This window comes from Streptomyces sp. NPDC051576, assembly GCF_040681835.1.
Classification (GTDB): Bacteria; Actinomycetota; Actinomycetes; order Streptomycetales; family Streptomycetaceae; genus Streptomyces.
Genome location: NZ_JBFAZO010000004.1, coordinates 625,407 through 642,746 on the forward strand (window position 1 = coordinate 625,407; position 17,340 = coordinate 642,746).

Sequence of the window (17,340 nt, forward strand, 5' to 3'; positions counted from 1 at the left end):
AACGGTCGCAGCCGAAAGTCGCGGTGGGGCCGCCACGTACAGTTCGGGTCATGACCGATCCGAACGCCGCGTCGCGCCCCACCCAAGCCGTGATCCTGGCCGGTGGCCAGGGGTCCCGGCTGCGCCCGTACACCGACGACCGGCCCAAGCCGATGGTCGAGATCCCCGGCACGGGGACGCCGATCATCGGCCATCAGCTCGGCTGGCTCGCCGAGGAGGGTGTCACCGATGTGGTCGTCAGTTGCGGCCATCTCGCCGAGGTACTGCAGGACTGGCTGAAAACAGCCGATCTGCCTCTCGATGTGACCACGGTCGTCGAGACGGAGCCGCTGGGCCGCGGCGGCGGCCTCAAGTACGCCGCCGCGCGTCTGCCCCGCCCGGACAGCGCCTGGTACGCCACCAACGGCGACATCTGGACCCGCTTCTCGCTCCGCGACATGGCGGACTTCCACACCGAGCGCGACGCCGTCGCCACGCTCGCGCTGGCCCGGCCGCGGATCCCCTGGGGCGCGGTGCAGACGGACGGCTTCGGGCACATCACCGACTTCATCGAGGCCCCGCCGACGACGTACGAGATCAATGCCGGTGTCTACGTCTTCTCCCCCGAGTTCGCCGGTCTGCTGCCGGAGCGGGGGGATCACGAGCGGACCACGTTCCCGCATCTCGCACGGGAGTTGAGGCTGGCCGGGTTCCCGATCCCACAGGGCGCGTACTGGCGGGCCATCGACACCGCGAAGGACCTCAGGGAAGCCGCCAAGGAGCTTGCCGCGCTGGGGCGTTAGAGACCGGCCTGGTACGCCCGTCCAGTACGACGGTTCCAGTACTACGACGAGAGGGTCCCGCACGGATTCGTGCGGGACCCTCTTTCGTGTCGGTGTCAGCCGGTGGGCGACTGCTTCAACAAGCCGCCCACCGGCCCAGCTACCCCAACAGGCCGCCCACCAGGCCCGGCTGGCCGGAGGAGGACGAACCCCCGGTGCTGGAGCCGCCGCTTGAGCCGGTGCCGCCCGTGCTACCGCCGCTCGACGTGGGACCGGAGGTCGTACTGGGGGCCTGGCCGGCCGGAGAGGACTGCTGGGGCTGCGTACGACCCGCGGTGCCCTGTGTCTGGCTGGGCGTGCCGCTGGTGGCCGTACCGGAGGAGTGGGTCGCGCCCGGGGTCGTCGCGGCGTGCGACGGGGTGGGCGAACTTGCGTGATGAGAAGGGGAGTTGACCGCAGAGGGGCTGCTGCTGCGGTGATCCTTGGTCGGTTCGCCGGGGAGCGGGGCGCCGGGCAGTTCGTTGCGCGGGGCCTCGCCGGGGCCGGGGACGACCACGCGGCTGGAGTCGCGGACCGCGCCGCCGAGCAGCGAGCCGATGAGCAGGGTGAGGCCGATGGAGACGGCCGTGACGAGGGCGCCGCGGCGCAGCACGTAACGGCGCAACTCCCAGATGTCGGCACGGGGTCCGAGGCGGCGCCAGGCGCTGCCCGCGAGCCGGCCGTCGACGGAGTAGACGGGGGCGCCGGCGATGATCAGCGGGGACCAGGCGGCGAGGTAGATGATGTCGGGGGCGTCGTAGGCGGGAACGGTCTTCCAGCTCACGGTGACGATGAGCGCGGCCGAGAGCAGCGCGCCGCCGACCGCCGCGACCCGCTGCCACAGGCCGAGGATCGTGAGGACGCCCACGATGACCTGGGCGAAGGCGATGACGAGGCCGGAGCCGACGGGGTGCTGGAGCGCGAACTGCCGTAGTGGCTCGGCGACTTCCCAGGGGTGCAGGGTGTTGAGCCACTTGACCATGGAGCCGCGTTTGCCGCCGTCGAAGTAGACGGGGTCGCACAGCTTGCCCATGCCGGCGTAGATCGAGATGAAGCCGAGGAAGATGCGGAGGGGGAGCAGGACGACGCCGAGGTTCATCCGGCGACCGGGGTAATAGGCGTGCCGGACAGGGTCGTTGCCGTACCGCTTGGCGCTCCGGTCCCGCTCCGCGTCCGTCTCGTCCGCGTCGATGCCCTCGAACTCCCCTCCCCCGTACGCGGGTTCGTCGTAGGCGCTGCCCACGGTCCGCATCTGGGGCAGGAGTCGGTTCTCGCCGGTGTCGTGGTCGTGGCCGCGCTGGGCGCCGACGATGGGGGTTTCGAGGGTCTGCGCGGTCAGGTCGCCGCCGTAGCCGCCGTCCTCGATGCGCGGGATGACCTGCGTGGCCCCGGCGTCGCCGGCCGGCTGCTCGCCGTGGCGGACGCCGCTGCCCCGCACGGCCTGGAGGAGCCGGTGGGCGCCGGTGTCGTCCGGGGCGGACTTGCCGCTCCAGACGACGGGCCGTCGGCGCGCGGCGCCGGCACCGACCGCGGGCATCCGGGCGGTGTCCTCAGCGGCGCTCAAGTGCCGTGCGAGGCGCGGGTTTCGGGTGCGCGTCGAGGCGCCCAGCTGCACGCGGAAGCTCGCATGATTGACGATGACCTGGGCCGGATCGCTCGGCACCTTCACCATGCTCAGCGCGGGAGCGTCGTCCAACCCGGACTCGAATCCGGACGAGCGGTCCCCCGTGGGTGTGCGGGGTGTTCTGGTGTCCACACTCATCTAACCGAGTGACGTGTGTTTAGGACACTGCTTTGACTTGCCGGATGTGTCCGGACAGCGTCAAGCTCGCCCTCGACACCCAGATTGCCCCGAGTGGGTGACCCCGCCGAACGCCCGTTCAGGAGCGCCCGTCGGCAGCGCCTCGCAGGGGACGCCCCCGGCCACGACACCTGCGCCGGGCGCCTCCACTGCGCCGACCTCCGACCGACAAGCTCCGCCTGCCCGCACCAACTGCCGTCGGAACCAACGCCGAACCGCCACGAGGAACACGGCTCCGGCCGTCAGCCCGCCGACGAGCCGCCTCGTAGAGCACGATCCCCACCGCGACACCCGCGCTGAGCGACTCCGCCCTCCCCCGGCACCGGGATCCGTACCTGGTAGCCGCAGGCCACCTCGCCATCCGCCCTCGCACGCTTCACGACGCCTGCGCCGCCGGCGCCGACCGGCGGGCTCCGCCTGCCCAGCCACGCGGCTCCCGCCGGCCCCGCCCAGGAGTTACCCCGCAGAGCACCATCCCGGCCCAACGCCCGCGCAAAGCGACCCCGTTACGCCGACCTCCGACCAGCGGCCAACGCCCGCCGAGGCCGCAGCAACTCCCGCCGGCCCACCCGCAAGCCACCCCGCAGAGCACCACCCCGGCCCCAACACCCGCGCAAAGCGCCCCCGTTACGCCGGCCGCCGACCAGCGGCCAACGCCCGCCCAGCCGCGCCGCACACCCGCTCAGGAACGCTTACGCGCCGCCTCGTAGAGCACGACCCCTGCCGCGACACCGGCGTTGAGCGACTCCGCGCCGCCTGGCATCGGGATCCGTACCCGGAAGTCGCAGGTCTCGCCCACGAGTCGGGACAGGCCCTTGCCCTCGCTGCCTACGACGATGACCACCGGGCCTTCCAGGGCGGCCAGTTCGGTGATGTCGGACTCGCCGTCGGCGGCGAGGCCGACGATCGCGATGCCGGCCTTCTTGTACGCCTCCAGGGCGCGCGTCAGGTTGGTGGCGCGGGCGACCGGGGTGCGGGCGGCGGTGCCCGCGGAGGTCTTCCAGGCGCCGGCGGTCATGCCGGCCGCGCGCCGCTCGGGCACGAGGACGCCGTGGCCGCCGAACGCGGAGACGGAGCGGACGATCGCGCCGAGGTTGCGCGGGTCGGTCACCCCGTCGAGGGCGACGATCAGCGGGTCCTCGCCCTTGTCGTAGGCCGCGTTGGCGAGGTCCTCGGCGTGCGCGTACTCGTACGGCGGGACCTGGAGGACCAGGCCCTGGTGGTTGAGGCCGTTGGTCATACGGTCCAGCTCGGGGCGCGGGGCCTCCATGAGGTGGACGCCGCCGCGCTCGGCGACGAGCTGGAGCGCCTCGCGCACCCGCTCGTCGTTGTCGATGAACTGCTGGACGTAGAGCGTGACCGCCGGAACGCCCTCGCGCAGCGCCTCCACGACCGGGTTGCGCCCCACGACCATCTCGGACGTGCCCTTGCCGCCGCGCCCGCGCGCGACCGGCGCCCGGCGCTGGAGCTGCTTGGCCTTGGCGTTGGCGACGCGGTTCTTCTTGTGGCCCTTGCGCGCCTCGGCGGGCGGGGTCGGCCCCTTGCCCTCCAGGCCCTTGCGCCGCTGGCCGCCACTGCCGACCTGCGCGCCCTTCTTGCCGGACATGCGGCGGTTGTTGGCTGCCATGACCTACCTGTCTGTGCGATGCGATGAAGTGCGATGAAGTACGTACGTCTATGCAGTGTGCCGCCCGGAGGGCCGGGCGGCACAGTCGATCTTCGTTGACCAGGGTGTGACCGGGGTGGGCTCAGCGCGGGCCGAGGGTCCAGCGCGGGCCTTGCGGGCCGTCCTCGATGGACAGGCCGGACTGGTTGAGCTGGTCGCGGATGGCGTCCGCGGTGCCCCAGTCCTTGCGGCCCCGGGCGGCCTCGCGCTGGTCGAGGACCATGCGGACCAGGGTGTCGACGACGCCGTGCAGGTCTTCGCCGCGGTCGGTCTCGCCGGCCCACTGCGGGTCCAGCGGGTCGAGGCCGAGAACGCCGAGCATGGCGCGCACCTCGGCGAGGCGGGCCACGGCGGCTTCCTTGTCGTCGGCGGCCAGCGCGCTGTTGCCCTGCCTGACCGTGGTGTGCACGATGGCCAGCGCCTGCGGTACGCCCAGGTCGTCGTCCATCGCCTCGGCGAACGCCGGCGGCACCTCGGCCGCGGGCTCGACCGCTCCCCCGGCCTTCTCCACCACCCGCTGCACGAAGCCCTCGATCCGCGCGAACGCGGACTCCGCCTCGCGCAGGGCCTCCTCGCTGTACTCGATCATCGAGCGGTAGTGCGGGGTGCCCAGGTAGTAGCGGAGCACGATCGGCCGCCACTGCTTGACCATCTCGCTCACCAGCACACTGTTGCCGAGCGACTTCGACATCTTCTCGCCGCTCATGGTGACCCAGGCGTTGTGCACCCAGTACTGCGCGAAGTCGTCGCCGTAGGCCTTGGCCTGGGCGATCTCGTTCTCGTGGTGCGGGAAGATCAGGTCCAGGCCGCCGCCGTGGATGTCGAAGGCGGGGCCCAGGTACTTGTGCGCCATCGCCGAGCACTCCAGGTGCCAGCCAGGACGGCCCCGGCCCCACGGGGTCTCCCAGTCCGGCTCGCCCGGCTTGGTCGCCTTCCACATCGCGAAGTCGCGCGGGTCGCGTTTGCCGGTGATGCCTTCCTCGGAGGGCTGGCGCAGGTCGTCGATGTCCTGGTTGGACAGCTGGAGGTAGTCCGGGTAGGAGCGCACGTCGAAGTAGACGCTGCCGTCGGCCTCGTAGGCGTGACCGCGCTCGATGAGACCGCGCATCATTTCGATCATCTCGGGGACATGACCGGTCGCGCGCGGTTCGTACGTCGGCGGGAGGCAGCCCAGCGCCTGGTAGCCGTCGTTGAACGCGCGCTCGTTCTCGTACCCGATGGACCACCAAGGGCGGCCCTGGTCACGGGACTTGGCGATGATCTTGTCGTCGATGTCCGTGACGTTGCGGATGAACGTGACGTCGTAGCCGCGGTACTCGAACCAGCGGCGCAGGATGTCGAAGTTGAGGCCCGAGCGGATGTGGCCGATGTGCGGGGCGGCCTGCACGGTGGCACCACACAGGTAGATCGAGACACAGCCCGCGGTGAGCGGGTTGAAGTCGCGAATCTGCCGGGCGCTGGTGTCGTACAGACGAATGGTCACCACACCAGGGTAGTGGGCGGTGGGTAGTGCCCCGCGACCCTTCCCGCCCAAGGGGCACGTATTCGTGACATTCGCACGTGGGGGTGGTTCAGGCGGTCCTGACCACCAACGCCGTCGCCACCGCCATCAGCCCCTCGTCGCGCCCCGGGAAGCCGAGCCCGTCCGTCGTGGCGCCGGACACCGACACCGGCGCACCGACCGCCTCCGACAGCAACTTCTGCGCCTCGTCCCGCCGCTTGCCGATCTTCGGTCGCGGTCCTACGACCTGTACGGCGACGTTGCCGATCGTGAAGCCGGCCTCGCGGACGATCCGGGCCGCCTCCGTCAGCAGGGTCACGCCGGACGCGCCGGACCACTCGGGTCGGCCCGTGCCGAAGTGTTGACCCAGGTCGCCGAGTCCGGCGGCCGAGAACAGCGCGTTGCACGCGGCGTGCGCGACGACGTCCGCGTCGGAGTGACCGGCCAGACCCGGGCCCTCGCCCTCCCACTTCAGACCGGCGCACCACAGCTCGCGGCCCTCCTCGAAGGCGTGGATATCGGTGCCGATGCCGACCTGGGGCAGGACCATGACGGGCTCAGAAGCCATCGTTCAGCCTCCTGCGGGCCAGGACCGCCTCCGCGAGGACCAGGTCCAGGGGGCGGGTCACCTTGAAGGCCTCCTCGTGGCCGGGGACGACCACGACCCGCAGGCCGAGCTGCTCGACCATGCTCGCGTCGTCGGTCACGTTGTCCGTGACCGTCTCGTGCGCGCGGATCAGCGTCGCCCGGTCGAAGCCCTGCGGTGTCTGCACGGCACGCAGGCGGGCCCGCTCCGGGGTGGCGACGACCGGCTCCGGCGCGCCCGGGGTCTCCGCGGGCTCGACCTGCTTGACGGTATCGGCGAGGGGCAGCGCCGGTACGACGGCGGGCGCTCCGTCCCGTACGGCCTCGATGACCGCGTCGACCGTGTCGACGGGGACGAGCGGGCGGGCCGCGTCATGGACCAGGACGATGTCGTAGCCGGGGGGCAGCGCGTCCAGGCCGAGCTTCACGGACTCCTGGCGGGATTCGCCGCCGGGGACGACCAGGAAGTCGGTGCGCTCGGGCAGCGCGTGCGCGCCGAGGAGGGCCTTGACCTCGGCGGCGCCGTCGGGCGGGGCCACGACCACGACCAGGGAGACCGCGCGGGACGCGGCCAGTGCGCGGACCGCGTGGATGAGCATGGGGGTGCCGTTCAGCGCGCGTAGTGCTTTGGGGGCGCCCGGACCGAGGCGTACGCCCCGGCCGGCGGCCGGAATGACGGCTGCGGCGGAAGACTGCGCCTGCGAAGGGCGCGAATCGTCAGACATCGGTTCCTGTCAGGTTTGTGTGCTCGACCTACGTGGGTATGGCCTGAGGAGTGCCGGGCGCGACGCCTTGACCGGACCCTTCCGTGACACCGGTCGAGCCTGCTGCCCGGGCCCGGCACACCATTATCGGGGGACGTTTCTCCGGCGTTCGACGGAGGTCTTCGACGAAGTCGTCGACGGGGTCGTGAAATCCCCCGAACATGCCGAAGCGCCCGGCGACAGACGGGCTGTCATCGGGCACCACGGCATTTCACAGTGCTGAGCAGGGCGTACCAGTCGCCTGCGTCAGGACGCGAGAACCTCGTCGAGCAGGGCCTCGGCCTTGTCCTCGTTCGTGTTCTCCGCGAGCGCGAGCTCGCTCACCAGGATCTGGCGAGCCTTGGCGAGCATGCGCTTCTCACCTGCGGAGAGTCCGCGCTCGCGCTCACGACGCCACAGGTCACGGACGACTTCCGCGACCTTGATGACATCGCCGGAGGCGAGCTTCTCCAGATTTGCCTTGTAACGACGCGACCAGTTCGTGGGCTCCTCGGCGTACGGAGCGCGCAGCACCTCGAAGACCCGGTCCAGCCCGTCCTGACCGACCACATCACGCACGCCGACGAACTCCGCATTGTCCGCTGGCACACGCACCGTCAGATCACCCTGGGCGACCTTCAGCACCAAGTAGGTCTTGTCCACGCCTTTGATCTGGCGAGTTTCGATAGCCTCGATCAGCGCGGCCCCGTGATGGGGATAGACCACGGTGTCGCCAACCTTGAACGTCATGTGACAGGTACCCCTTCCGTGGCTATCCAGGGTAACACGGAAACTGCGTGTTCTGAATGGCGTTTTCGCAGGTCAGGGCATATCTCGGGGCTTGACAACAGCAACAGGAACGTGCTGCGGACGCCGAGCGGAAGAGGGTATTCGCAGGTCGGAGCGGCTCTCCGGGCGAGGTGAAACGCGTACGTTACACACATCCGGAGGCGCCTCCAAGTGGGCGAACGTCCACAAATGTCTGGTTCCAAGTGCTCGACTTCCGCTACTCCGTTCGGTGGCCGGAGCCCGGTACGAGGTGAATCCGGAAATTGATCACCGACACCGGACGAGCGGCCCGTGATCAATTTCCCGGGGTGCCGTGCATTCTTCACGGAAAAACCCCTGACGGAAGCCCGGGCCTCTTATGTGAATGCAGGACGAGTGGCGGGCGAAAGTGACCCGTGAGTCACTTGTGGCACCCGGACACCCCCCTGCACGAGCGAAGCCGGTGAGGTTGGGGAGGGTCGGGTGCGATGGCGCGGGAACGGCTCGGTAACCTAAGGCCGCTGACAGACACTTAGGGCGGCTTTATTCGGGAGTCGCCCTGCTCCGCCCACGTTCAAGGAGTAGCCGCCGCCGTGAGCAGCAGCCTTCGACGCGGCGCCCTCGCCGCCGCCGCCATCGCGTTCTCGATCGCCTCGCTCGCCGCGTGCGGCGCCGGCAACGACGCACAGACGCTGGAGGTCAAGCCGGACAACGCGGCCGTCTCCGTCGGCGTCATCAAGGTGCAGAACGCGCTCGTCATCACCCAGCCCGACGCCGAGTCCAACGGTCCCGCGGTCATCTCCGCGACCGTGTTCAACACCGGCACCACGAACCAGACCCTGGACTCCGTCAGCATCGACGGCGCCGGCACCGCCACGCTCACCCCCGCCAAGGGCAAGGGCAAGCTGGTCGTCCCGGCCGGGGGCTCGCTCGTCCTGGGCGGCAAGGGCAACGCCTCGGCGGCCCTGACCGACTCCGGCAGCATCAAGGACGGCAACGTCCAGAAGATCACCTTCACCCTCAGCACGACCGGTGGCGTGAGCCTGAGCGCGTTCGTCGTCCCGGCCGACAACTACTTCACCAAGTGGGGCCCGACCGCGATCCCCTCGGCCACCGCGAGCACCTCCCCGAAGCCGGGCAAGAGCACCTCGCCCTCGGCCACCCCGACCGACTCGGCCTCGGCGAGCGCCACGGCCAGCGAGTCGGCCACCGGCACCACCGGCTGAGCGAGCCGCCGTACGGCGAAGGGCGGGACCTCACACGGAGGTCCCGCCCTTCGCCGTAGAACAGTCGTGGAGCCGCTGATGCGGTGATCGCGGTTTACGGCTCGAACTTGTAGCCCAGGCCCCGCACCGTCACCAGGTACCTGGGCGCCCCCGGGTCCGGCTCGATCTTCGCGCGCAGGCGCTTGACGTGGACGTCGAGGGTCTTGGTGTCGCCCACGTAGTCGGCGCCCCAGACCCGGTCGATGAGCTGCATGCGGGTCAGTACGCGGCCCGCGTTGCGCAGGAGCATCTCCAGCAGGTCGAACTCCTTGAGGGGCAGGTCGACCTTGGAGCCGGAGACCGTGACCACGTGGCGATCCACGTCCATGCGGACCGGACCGGCTTCGAGGGCGGCCGGGGTGACCTCCTCGGGCTCGCCGCGGCGGCGCAGGACGGCCCGGATACGGGCGACCAGTTCGCGGGACGAGAAGGGCTTGGTGACGTAGTCATCGGCTCCTATTTCCAGGCCTACGACCTTGTCGATCTCACTGTCCTTGGCCGTCACCATGATGACGGGGACGTTGGAACGGCCGCGCAGCTGGCGGCAGACCTCCGTGCCGGGCAGCCCCGGCAGCATCAGGTCGAGCAGGACGAGGTCGGCGCCGTTGCGCTCGAACTCGTCGAGTCCGTCGGGCCCGGTGGTCGCGATGGCGACCTCGAAGCCCTCCTTGCGGAGCATGTACGACAGGGCGTCGGAGAAGGACTCCTCGTCCTCGACGACGAGCACTCGGGTCACGGAAGGACCTCCGGGGCGGGAAGCGGTTCGTACGGGGATGGATCAGGGGACCCCTCGACCTCGTCGTCGAGGTCGGGGTGCTGGTGAGCGCGGTCGCGGGCCGCACCCGCCTCCGGCAGCCTCAGGGTGAAAGTGGAGCCCTGTCCCTCGGAACTCCACACCGTGACCTCCCCGCCGTGCGAGGCGGCCACGTGCTTGACGATCGCCAGCCCGAGACCCGTACCGCCGGTGGCCCGTGAGCGGGCCGGGTCGACACGGTAGAAGCGCTCGAACACGCGCTCCTTGTCCTTCTCGGATATCCCGATGCCCTGGTCGGTCACGGCGACCTCGATGTGGTCGCCGCCGGCCGCGGTGAGCCGACGGGCGGCTATGCCGACTCGGGTTCGGGCGGGCGAGTAGTTGACGGCGTTCTCGACCAGGTTGCCGAGGGCGGCGGCCAGTTGGCCCCGGTTGCCCCAGACGTGCAGGTCGGCGGTGCCGCCGGCGGCCATGGTGATCTGCTTGGCGCCGGCCTGGTGCCGGCAGCGGTCGATGGCCTCGGCGACCAGTTCGTCGACGCGGACGGGTTCGGCGTCTTCGAGCGGGTCGTCGTTCTGGACCCGTGACAGGTCGATGAGCTCCTGCACGAGATTGGTCAGGCGCGTGGCCTCGATCTGCATCCGGCCGGCGAAACGCTCCACCGCCTCAGGATCGTCGGAGGCGTCCATGACCGCCTCCGACAGGAGGGAGAGCGCGCCGACGGGGGTCTTCAGTTCGTGGCTGACGTTCGCCACGAAGTCTCGTCGTACGGCCTCGATACGGCGGGCCTCGGTGAGGTCCTCCACGAGGAGCAGGACGAGCCGGGAGCCGAGGGGGGCGACGCGAGCGGACACGGCGAGTGCCTCGCCGCGTCCGGTGCCCCGCCTGGGCAGATCCAGTTCGACCTGGCGTATCTCGCCGTCGCGCCGGGTGTCCCTGGCCATCTGGAGCATCGGGTCGACGGAGAGCTTTCCGCCGCGGACCAGTCCGAGGGCGTACGCCGCCGAGCTGGCCTTGACCACGGCGTCCGCCTCGTCGAGGACGACGGCCGAGGAGCGGAGCACCGAGAGCACGGTGTCCACACCCGGCGGAAGCACCGGGTCCGTATGCAGGGAGGTCCTGGTCGGTCGCTTCTGGTCGCGTTCGCTCCAGCGGAACGCCAGCATGGCGATGACACCGGTGAGTACCCCGGCGATCGCTGCCGCTGCGGCGACCGCCGCGTTCACGTCCATGCTCCCAGGTTAGGCATGGGATACCTCCTGGCCACAGCCATCGGAGTGCGACCTCGAACACTCGTCGCCCAGAGTTCACCTTGGAGCCAGTATTGATTCATTTGGGGTGGCGGAAACAGTCGCGTAGGAGCGGGAACGTGGGAGCGTGGGGTGGAAGGGCCGGTTTTCAGTCGTACCAAGTCGTACCAAGAGGCCTTTCAGTCACACCGACAGGCCGGGCCACCTGAGCCCACGAAGCAAACGTAGGAGAGGGAACCCTGATGCGGGACGCGTACCACGAGGAACTTGACTCGATCGGCGACGGTCTGGTGGAGATGGCCCGGCTGGTCGGGTCGGCGATCGGACGCGCCACGACGGCCATCCTGGACTCCGACCTGAAGCTGGCCGAGAGCGTCATCGAGGCCGACAAGAAGGTCGACGATCTCCAGCACGACCTGGAGGCCCGGGCCATAGCCCTGCTGGCCCGCCAGCAGCCGGTGGCGACGGACCTGCGCATCGTCGTGACATCCCTGCGCATGTCGGCCGACCTGGAGCGGTCCGGCGACCTCGCCCAGCACGTGGCGAAGCTGGCCCGGCTGCGCTTCCCGGAGCGCGCGGTGCCGCACGACCTGCACGCGACCATCCTGGAGATGGGCCAGCTCGCCCAGCGCCTGATGGCCAAGGCGGCCGAGGTCATCATCACGAAGGACGTCGACCTCGCCCTCCAGCTGGAGGCGGACGACGACGCCATGGACCTCCTCCACCGCACGCTCTTCCAGCACCTGCTGGACGACAAGTGGCAGCACGGCATCGAGACCGCGGTCGACGTGACCCTGCTCGGCCGCTACTACGAGCGCTTCGCCGACCACGCGGTGTCGGTCGCCAAGCGCGTGGTGTTCCTGGTGACGGGCGAACACGCGGACGAGATCCAGCCGGACATCCAGCCGGTCACGGGGGCTGAGGGGGCGTAGGCCTCCGGCGGTGGGGCGGGGGGGCTAGCGTTCGGTTGGCTTCGGGCGGGGCGGGGCTTGCGTTGGGTCTCGGGCTGGAGGCTTGGTTCTGGATTGGCAGCGGGGGATGTCCCGGATACAGGGGAGGGTTCTCCGCGGTGGGGGCGTAGGTCCCCGGGCGAGGGGATCGCGGTGGAAGCCTCCATGCGCCGTTGATGCGCCTGGCGGAGTGGGCATCCAATGGGGGCAGGCACCAGCCTCCAGGAGGACGCATGGCCGAATCCCCCGGTACGACCCCCGACCCGACGCAGGAGCGCGAGACGCAGCAGCCCGCCGAGATCAAGAGCCTTCCGCTCTTCGGCGCCTGCGGCTGCGGCTCGGGCTGCGGGTGCGGATGCCAGTCCGGCAATCCGTGTCAGTGCGGCTGACCGACACGTGATGCCATGAGAGGGGCCCCGGCGCGGCAAGCGCCCGGGCCCCTCCGCACACCCCGACGTCCAGGGCCTCCCGCGCCGGAACGTCGCTCCCCGCACAGGCCCGGGCGTCCCCGAACGGATTCCCCCTCGTCCCCCGTACCCCCGTGATCGTTCCGCACGGTAGCCGCCGGCGCCGAACGGGCGCAGCATGAAAGAGGAAGAAGTGAGGGCGGGCGAGCGCACGGAAGGAGGTGCGCGGCCATGGCTCAGTACATGGACGTACACCACGGAATGAAGGGCATCACGGCCGACCAGCTGAAGGAGGCCCACAAGGCGGATCTCGCCGTGGAGAAGGACGAGGGCGTGCACTTCGAGCGGGCCTGGGCGGACCCCGACTCCGGGACCGTCTACTGCCTGTCGGAGGCGCCGTCGTCCGAAGCGGTCCAGCGGGTCCACGAACGCGCGGGGCACCGGGCGGACGAGGTGCACCCGGTGCCGTACTCGATCTGACGCCGTGCCAGGGGTGGAGCCAGCCCCACCCCCGATCGGGTGGGGCGCTCCATGGTCGCGGTGGGCGGGCGAAGGCATCGTGGAAGCCGTCACCGACAGCCGATCGTCCGCCCGGAAGGAACGTCCCATGGAATCAACGCAGTTCACGAATCCGGCCGAGGTCCCCGGCGAGAACGCCCTCGTCCCGCTGCTGGTCGCGTGGGACCTGGCGCATCCCTCCGTGGGTGATCCCGAGTGGCGGCACCTGCTGGACGAGATCGCGCATCCGCGGACCACCGAGGCGTTCCGGCGTCTCGCCGGGGCCGCAGTCTGAGTCAAGAGGGGGGCGGGCCCGGGTCGTTCGATCATTGAGTGCTGGTTGGGCAAAAGGTTCGGCATCGGCAGTTCAATAGTCTTGTCCTGTGCATGTCTCACTGGGTGAGATGCACGCAGACCATCGCGTCCTCGCGTGCAACTCAGGATCACCCAGGGGGGATTCATGCACATAGCCCGTACCAGACGTGGCCTCGCGGCTTCCACGGCCGCCACCGCCACCCTCGCCGCCGCCGCACTCGCGACCGCCCCGCTGGCCGGTGTCGCCGGCGCCTCGTCCGCCACCGTGCCGCAGACGAAGGCCGTCCCGGCCATCACCGGACACACCCTCGCCCGTGACGTGCCCAGCCCGCTCTCCAGCGCGGAGTGCGAGGCCAAGTGGCAGATCGCCTGCTACAACCCGCTCCAGTACCGCACCGCGTACAACCTCAACTCCCTTTACAAGAAGGGGATTACGGGCAAGGGGCGGACGATCGTCATCGTCGACTCGTTCGGCTCGCCGACGATCCAGCACGATCTCGACGTCTACAGCAAGCAGTTCGGGATGCACAGCGCCAAGGTCAACGTGGTCAAGTGGGGCAAGGTCCCCGTCTTCGACCCGAAGAACGCGGACATGACCGGCTGGGCGGGCGAGACCACCCTGGACGTCGAGATGGCCCACGCGGTCGCGCCCGACGCGAAGATCGTGCTGGTGGAGACGGCGGTCGCCGAGACCGAGGGCGTCACCGGGCTGCCGGAGATGATGGACGCCGAGAAGTACCTGATCGACCACGGCGTCGGCGACGTCATCACCCAGAGCTTCGGCGCCACCGAGAACACCTTCCCCGGCTTCGACCAGGGCGACTTCTCCAGCATCAAGAAGCTGCGCTACGCCTTCCAGGACGCGAACCGCAAGCACGTCACCGTCCTCGCCTCCTCCGGCGACGGCGGTGCCACCGACTACAACGCGGACGGCTCGGCCTTCTACGACAAGCCGGTCAACTCCTGGCCTTCTTCGGACCCGTTGGTCACGTCCATCGGCGGCACGCAGCTCCACCTGGACGACAAGGGCGACCGCGTCACCCCGGACAGCGTCTACAACGACTACGGCGCGGGCGGCGGCGGCCAGTCCCACGTGTTCTCCCGCCCGTCCTTCCAGAACGGCGTGAAGAGCGTCGTCGGCACCCAACGCGCCACCCCCGACGTGTCGATGGCGGCCGCGGTCAACGGCGGTGCCTGGACGTACTCCAGCTTCGACCCGACCGCGATCGGCTGGGACGTCTACGGCGGCACGAGCGAGGCCAGCCCCCTCTTCTCGGGCATCGTCGCCCTCGCCGACCAGGCGGCGGGCCACCGCGTGGGCAACATCAACGAGGCGCTGTACGCGCTGGCGAAGCACGGCGCCGCCCGCAACGGCATCGTCGACGTCAACGACGGCACCAACAACTCGTACGCGGGCGTGACCGGTTACACGGCCGTCAACGGCTACGACATGGCGACGGGCGTGGGCACGGTGGACGCGCTGCGCTTCGTCCCGGCGCTGGCGAAGGCGAGCCGGCGGCACTGAGTTCGTACATCGCGTCTACGGCGGCCCGGGTTCCGTACCCGGGCCGCCGTTCGCCTGTTCCCGCCGCTCACATGCTGATCGACTGGGCGTACGTGACCTGGTTCAGGATGTGGAAGACCTGGTCGCGGGATTGCACCGGGACCATCGTGGAGTGGTGCCGGCCGCCACTGTTGACGCTGACCTGCACGAAGCCGGTGGTGACGCGCTCCTTCATCAGGAGGAACAGCAGCCCGACGAAGCAGAGCAGGAAGAAGACGATCGCGAGCACGATCGCGTACGGCGGGATCCGCTCCTCCGTACGCGACTTGTCGGTGGCCGTCCAGATCGCGCCCCTGAGCGGCATCGGCCCGGCCGGGCTCACGATCGTGTCACCGTTGACCGCGATGTCCCCGAGGGTGAACATCGGCCCGCCGAACGGGGGTTGGTGGGGCTGGGGCTGCGGTTGCGTCTGCGGCTGCTGCGGTACGGCTTGCGGGTAGCCGTAGTTGGGCTGCGCGGGATAGCCGTAGCCGCTCTCGCCGTACGGGCCGCCGGTGGGCGGAACCGTGGGCGGGACCGTAGGCGGACCTGTGGGCGGGCCTGTGTACGGGTTCTTCCCGAACGGCTGGTCGGACGGCTGGCCGGGCGGCTGTTCCGGAGGTGGTCCGGGGTACTGGTTCGCCATGGGTGCTCTTCCCCCCGAGAGTGCGTGCAACGTGCCGTTCATCCTCTCAGTGCGATCACCTGCTGTATGCACGCAAGGACAACAATCATGCGACAGTGGGCCCATGACGGCACCCGAAGTCACGGTCGACGAGGTCGAGGAACTCGCGGTGGAGGGCCTGCGCTGGCTGACCGGGACGGCGCGGGAAACCCCGGGCGGAGGCCTCGCCTGGCCGACCAGACCATCGGACGCCGAACTCAACTCCTCGCTCTACAGCGGTACGGCCGGAATCGTCCCCGTACTCCTGGAGGCATGGCGGCACTTCGGTGACGACTCCTACGCCGACATGGCCCTGCGCGCGGGCCGCAGCCTCGCGGACTCCGCCGCCGATCTCGACGAACTCGCCGACGACTCCCTCTACTTCGGCCGCACCGGAACGGCGCTCGCCCTGCGGGCACTTCACGACCAACTCGGCGACACATCCGCGGGCGCCGCGGCCGACAATGCTCTACGACTCGTCCGGTCGCGCTTCGACGGAACCCGCTGGGGCGAGCTGTTCGAGCTGATGGGCGGCAACGCGGGGATCGGCCTCGGCGCACTCCTGGCCGGCGACGCCGAGTTGGCCGTCCTCGCCGTGGAGCCGTATCTGCGGACGGCGGAGCGGACTCCGGCGGGCGTCCACTGGGCCCACCGCCCGGGCATCGACGCCCGTCTGCACCACATCTCGCACGGCACGCTGGGCATCGTCCTGGCGCTGGCCCGGATCGGCGACGCGACCGGCCGCGCGGACCTGGTCGAACTGGCGCTGGCCGGCGCGGCGGACGTCGTGGCGCGCGACGAGGCGGGCCCGGAGGGCTTCCTGGTCCCGCACTCCACCCCGCAGTTCCGCCCCGACGTGATCGCACCCGTCAGCTACGGCTGGTGCCACGGCCCGGCCGGCGACGCCCAGGTCTTCCGCACCCTCCGCGACATCACGGCCGACCCCGTCTGGTCCACCCTCACCGACCGCTGCTGGCACACGGTGACCCACTCCGGCCTCCCCCGCCGAGAACACCCGGGCTTCTGGGACAACAACGGCCGCTGCTGCGGCACGGCGGGCGTCCTGGCCCTGGCCTGCGACCGCCTCGCCGAACAGACCGGGGAACCGCACGACTTCGCCCACGTCCTCGTCACGGACCTCGCCGCACGCGCGATCCGCGACAACACGGGCGCGCGCTGGTCCAACGTCGAACACCGGGTCACCCCTGGCGACTTGGAACCATGCACCGGCTGGGCGATGGGCAACGCGGGCATCGTCCGGGAGTTGCTGCGCTTCGTGCGGGTGAGCCGAGGGGGCGAGCCCCGGTACACGTTCACCTGGCCCGATCAGGTCCAAGTGGCGTCATTCCAGGGCGCGTAGACCGCGTCCCCGAAAGTAGTGCCGCCCCGCACGGAGGGTCAGGACCACCGTGGTGACCGCCAACCCGAGGTTGAGGGTGTCCATGACCATGACGAGGGCGTAGGGCGCGTGCAGCAGGCGCGGCAGATTGCCACCGATCACCCCCAGCCCGATGAGAAGCGGCAGCCACGCCCAGAAAAACCGCACACCCTGCTCAGAACCAGCGGCCCCCTTCGATCCAACTGCTTGATCGTGACAGGGGAGCGGCGGCTTGCCTACTGGTCCCAGAGGCGACGGCGTTGTCAGTGGCGGCTGTTGGCTTCCGTGGCAGAGTTCTCCTGACTTTGGCCGGGCCCCTGTGAGTCGGCGGCGTTTCAGCGATCGAGTCGAGCTGCCTACGCGCTCGTACGCTCCCGATCGGAGAGGGATGGGGAGAGCATGGGCAGTCGAGTACTTCTTGCTGGTGTGCGATGACGTGCCCACTGACGTCG

The 17,340-nt window shown here is 70.1% G+C and carries 18 protein-coding genes and 1 pseudogene; 8 read left to right on the top strand and 11 right to left on the bottom strand.

Annotation, left to right across the window (positions count from 1 at the left end):
* Nucleotides 1-50: 50 nt before the first annotated feature.
* On the top strand, nt 51-782 hold the full coding sequence (locus AB0M63_RS16505; protein ID WP_355910170.1) for a nucleotidyltransferase family protein: 732 nt from the start codon (nt 51-53) through the stop codon (nt 780-782).
* A 139-nt stretch (nt 783-921) separates the two neighbouring features.
* On the opposite strand, the gene AB0M63_RS16510 is transcribed toward AB0M63_RS16505, so the two are convergent.
* The 7 genes and pseudogenes from AB0M63_RS16510 to AB0M63_RS16540 form a co-directional block, all read right to left on the bottom strand.
* On the bottom strand, nt 922-2,562 hold the full coding sequence (locus AB0M63_RS16510; protein WP_366019839.1) for a DoxX family membrane protein: 1,641 nt from the start codon (nt 2,560-2,562) through the stop codon (nt 922-924).
* 283 nt (nt 2,563-2,845) lie between these two features.
* Nucleotides 2,846-3,005: pseudogene (locus AB0M63_RS16515) on the bottom strand (23S rRNA (guanosine(2251)-2'-O)-methyltransferase RlmB); the annotation flags it as partial.
* A 278-nt stretch (nt 3,006-3,283) separates the two neighbouring features.
* A complete protein-coding gene (gene rlmB / locus AB0M63_RS16520) occupies nt 3,284-4,228 on the bottom strand; it encodes a 23S rRNA (guanosine(2251)-2'-O)-methyltransferase RlmB (RefSeq protein WP_355910164.1) in 945 nt (314 codons plus the stop codon).
* A 121-nt stretch (nt 4,229-4,349) separates the two neighbouring features.
* Nucleotides 4,350-5,750 carry a cysteine--tRNA ligase gene (cysS, locus tag AB0M63_RS16525; RefSeq protein WP_366019840.1) on the bottom strand — a complete coding sequence of 467 codons (1,401 nt, stop codon included), beginning with the start codon at nt 5,748-5,750 and terminating at the stop codon, nt 4,350-4,352.
* Between the two features lie 88 nt (nt 5,751-5,838).
* Nucleotides 5,839-6,336 (bottom strand): 2-C-methyl-D-erythritol 2,4-cyclodiphosphate synthase, encoded by a 498-nt coding sequence (gene ispF, locus AB0M63_RS16530; protein ID WP_355910158.1) that lies wholly within the window; start codon nt 6,334-6,336, stop codon nt 5,839-5,841.
* Entirely contained in the window at nt 6,326-7,078 is a 753-nt protein-coding gene (ispD, locus tag AB0M63_RS16535) for a 2-C-methyl-D-erythritol 4-phosphate cytidylyltransferase (protein ID WP_355910155.1), read from the bottom strand. Before ispD ends, ispF begins: the two co-directional genes overlap by 11 nt.
* A gap of 285 nt (nt 7,079-7,363) precedes the next feature.
* Entirely contained in the window at nt 7,364-7,846 is a 483-nt protein-coding gene (locus AB0M63_RS16540) for a CarD family transcriptional regulator (protein ID WP_003953493.1), read from the bottom strand.
* A gap of 611 nt (nt 7,847-8,457) precedes the next feature.
* Here AB0M63_RS16540 and AB0M63_RS16545 point away from each other — a divergent pair.
* Nucleotides 8,458-9,090: a DUF461 domain-containing protein gene (locus AB0M63_RS16545; RefSeq protein WP_355910152.1), complete on the top strand. Its 633-nt coding sequence runs from the start codon at nt 8,458-8,460 to the stop codon at nt 9,088-9,090.
* A gap of 94 nt (nt 9,091-9,184) precedes the next feature.
* On the opposite strand, the gene AB0M63_RS16550 is transcribed toward AB0M63_RS16545, so the two are convergent.
* The gene (locus tag AB0M63_RS16550) at nt 9,185-9,865 is read right to left on the bottom strand and encodes a response regulator transcription factor (RefSeq protein ID WP_009340348.1); all 681 of its coding nucleotides are present in this window, start codon (nt 9,863-9,865) and stop codon (nt 9,185-9,187) included.
* On the bottom strand, nt 9,862-11,115 hold the full coding sequence (locus AB0M63_RS16555; RefSeq protein WP_355910149.1) for an ATP-binding protein: 1,254 nt from the start codon (nt 11,113-11,115) through the stop codon (nt 9,862-9,864). Before AB0M63_RS16555 ends, AB0M63_RS16550 begins: the two co-directional genes overlap by 4 nt.
* Nucleotides 11,116-11,375: 260 nt before the next feature.
* Between AB0M63_RS16555 and phoU the strand changes: the two genes are divergently transcribed.
* The 5 genes from phoU to AB0M63_RS16580 all read left to right on the top strand — a co-directional run bounded on the left by phoU (nt 11,376) and on the right by AB0M63_RS16580 (nt 14,828).
* Entirely contained in the window at nt 11,376-12,065 is a 690-nt protein-coding gene (phoU, locus tag AB0M63_RS16560; protein WP_366019841.1) for a phosphate signaling complex protein PhoU, read from the top strand.
* A 251-nt stretch (nt 12,066-12,316) separates the two neighbouring features.
* Complete coding sequence (locus AB0M63_RS16565; RefSeq protein WP_355910143.1) at nt 12,317-12,472, top strand: hypothetical protein; 156 nt, start codon at nt 12,317-12,319, stop codon at nt 12,470-12,472.
* Between the two features lie 249 nt (nt 12,473-12,721).
* Nucleotides 12,722-12,970: an SCO4226 family nickel-binding protein gene (locus tag AB0M63_RS16570; protein WP_355910140.1), complete on the top strand. Its 249-nt coding sequence runs from the start codon at nt 12,722-12,724 to the stop codon at nt 12,968-12,970.
* Nucleotides 12,971-13,097: 127 nt separating this feature from the next.
* Entirely contained in the window at nt 13,098-13,283 is a 186-nt protein-coding gene (locus AB0M63_RS16575) for a hypothetical protein (protein WP_366019842.1), read from the top strand.
* A gap of 165 nt (nt 13,284-13,448) precedes the next feature.
* A complete protein-coding gene (locus AB0M63_RS16580) occupies nt 13,449-14,828 on the top strand; it encodes a S53 family peptidase (RefSeq protein WP_366019843.1) in 1,380 nt (459 codons plus the stop codon).
* Between the two features lie 67 nt (nt 14,829-14,895).
* On the opposite strand, the gene AB0M63_RS16585 is transcribed toward AB0M63_RS16580, so the two are convergent.
* Nucleotides 14,896-15,492: a hypothetical protein gene (locus AB0M63_RS16585; protein WP_366019844.1), complete on the bottom strand. Its 597-nt coding sequence runs from the start codon at nt 15,490-15,492 to the stop codon at nt 14,896-14,898.
* Nucleotides 15,493-15,595: 103 nt separating this feature from the next.
* Here AB0M63_RS16585 and AB0M63_RS16590 point away from each other — a divergent pair, with 103 nt between their 5' ends.
* On the top strand, nt 15,596-16,870 hold the full coding sequence (locus AB0M63_RS16590) for a lanthionine synthetase LanC family protein (protein ID WP_366019845.1): 1,275 nt from the start codon (nt 15,596-15,598) through the stop codon (nt 16,868-16,870).
* Here AB0M63_RS16590 and AB0M63_RS16595 read toward each other — a convergent pair.
* Nucleotides 16,853-17,056 carry a hypothetical protein gene (locus tag AB0M63_RS16595; RefSeq protein ID WP_366019846.1) on the bottom strand — a complete coding sequence of 68 codons (204 nt, stop codon included), beginning with the start codon at nt 17,054-17,056 and terminating at the stop codon, nt 16,853-16,855. The two genes, AB0M63_RS16590 and AB0M63_RS16595, sit on opposite strands and share 18 nt — an antisense overlap.
* Nucleotides 17,057-17,340: the final 284 nt, after the last annotated feature.

Coding starts and splice junctions, on each gene's coding strand:
- AB0M63_RS16505 (WP_355910170.1), top strand. CDS start 51: ATGACCGATCCGAACGCCGCGTCGCGCCCCACCCAAGCCGTGATCCTG.
- AB0M63_RS16510 (WP_366019839.1), bottom strand. CDS start 2,562: ATGAGTGTGGACACCAGAACACCCCGCACACCCACGGGGGACCGCTCG.
- rlmB (WP_355910164.1), bottom strand. CDS start 4,228: ATGGCAGCCAACAACCGCCGCATGTCCGGCAAGAAGGGCGCGCAGGTC.
- ispF (WP_355910158.1), bottom strand. CDS start 6,336: ATGGCTTCTGAGCCCGTCATGGTCCTGCCCCAGGTCGGCATCGGCACC.
- ispD (WP_355910155.1), bottom strand. CDS start 7,078: ATGTCTGACGATTCGCGCCCTTCGCAGGCGCAGTCTTCCGCCGCAGCC.
- AB0M63_RS16540 (WP_003953493.1), bottom strand. CDS start 7,846: ATGACGTTCAAGGTTGGCGACACCGTGGTCTATCCCCATCACGGGGCC.
- AB0M63_RS16555 (WP_355910149.1), bottom strand. CDS start 11,115: ATGGACGTGAACGCGGCGGTCGCCGCAGCGGCAGCGATCGCCGGGGTA.
- phoU (WP_366019841.1), top strand. CDS start 11,376: ATGCGGGACGCGTACCACGAGGAACTTGACTCGATCGGCGACGGTCTG.
- AB0M63_RS16565 (WP_355910143.1), top strand. CDS start 12,317: ATGGCCGAATCCCCCGGTACGACCCCCGACCCGACGCAGGAGCGCGAG.
- AB0M63_RS16570 (WP_355910140.1), top strand. CDS start 12,722: ATGGCTCAGTACATGGACGTACACCACGGAATGAAGGGCATCACGGCC.
- AB0M63_RS16575 (WP_366019842.1), top strand. CDS start 13,098: ATGGAATCAACGCAGTTCACGAATCCGGCCGAGGTCCCCGGCGAGAAC.
- AB0M63_RS16580 (WP_366019843.1), top strand. CDS start 13,449: ATGCACATAGCCCGTACCAGACGTGGCCTCGCGGCTTCCACGGCCGCC.
- AB0M63_RS16585 (WP_366019844.1), bottom strand. CDS start 15,492: ATGGCGAACCAGTACCCCGGACCACCTCCGGAACAGCCGCCCGGCCAG.
- AB0M63_RS16590 (WP_366019845.1), top strand. CDS start 15,596: ATGACGGCACCCGAAGTCACGGTCGACGAGGTCGAGGAACTCGCGGTG.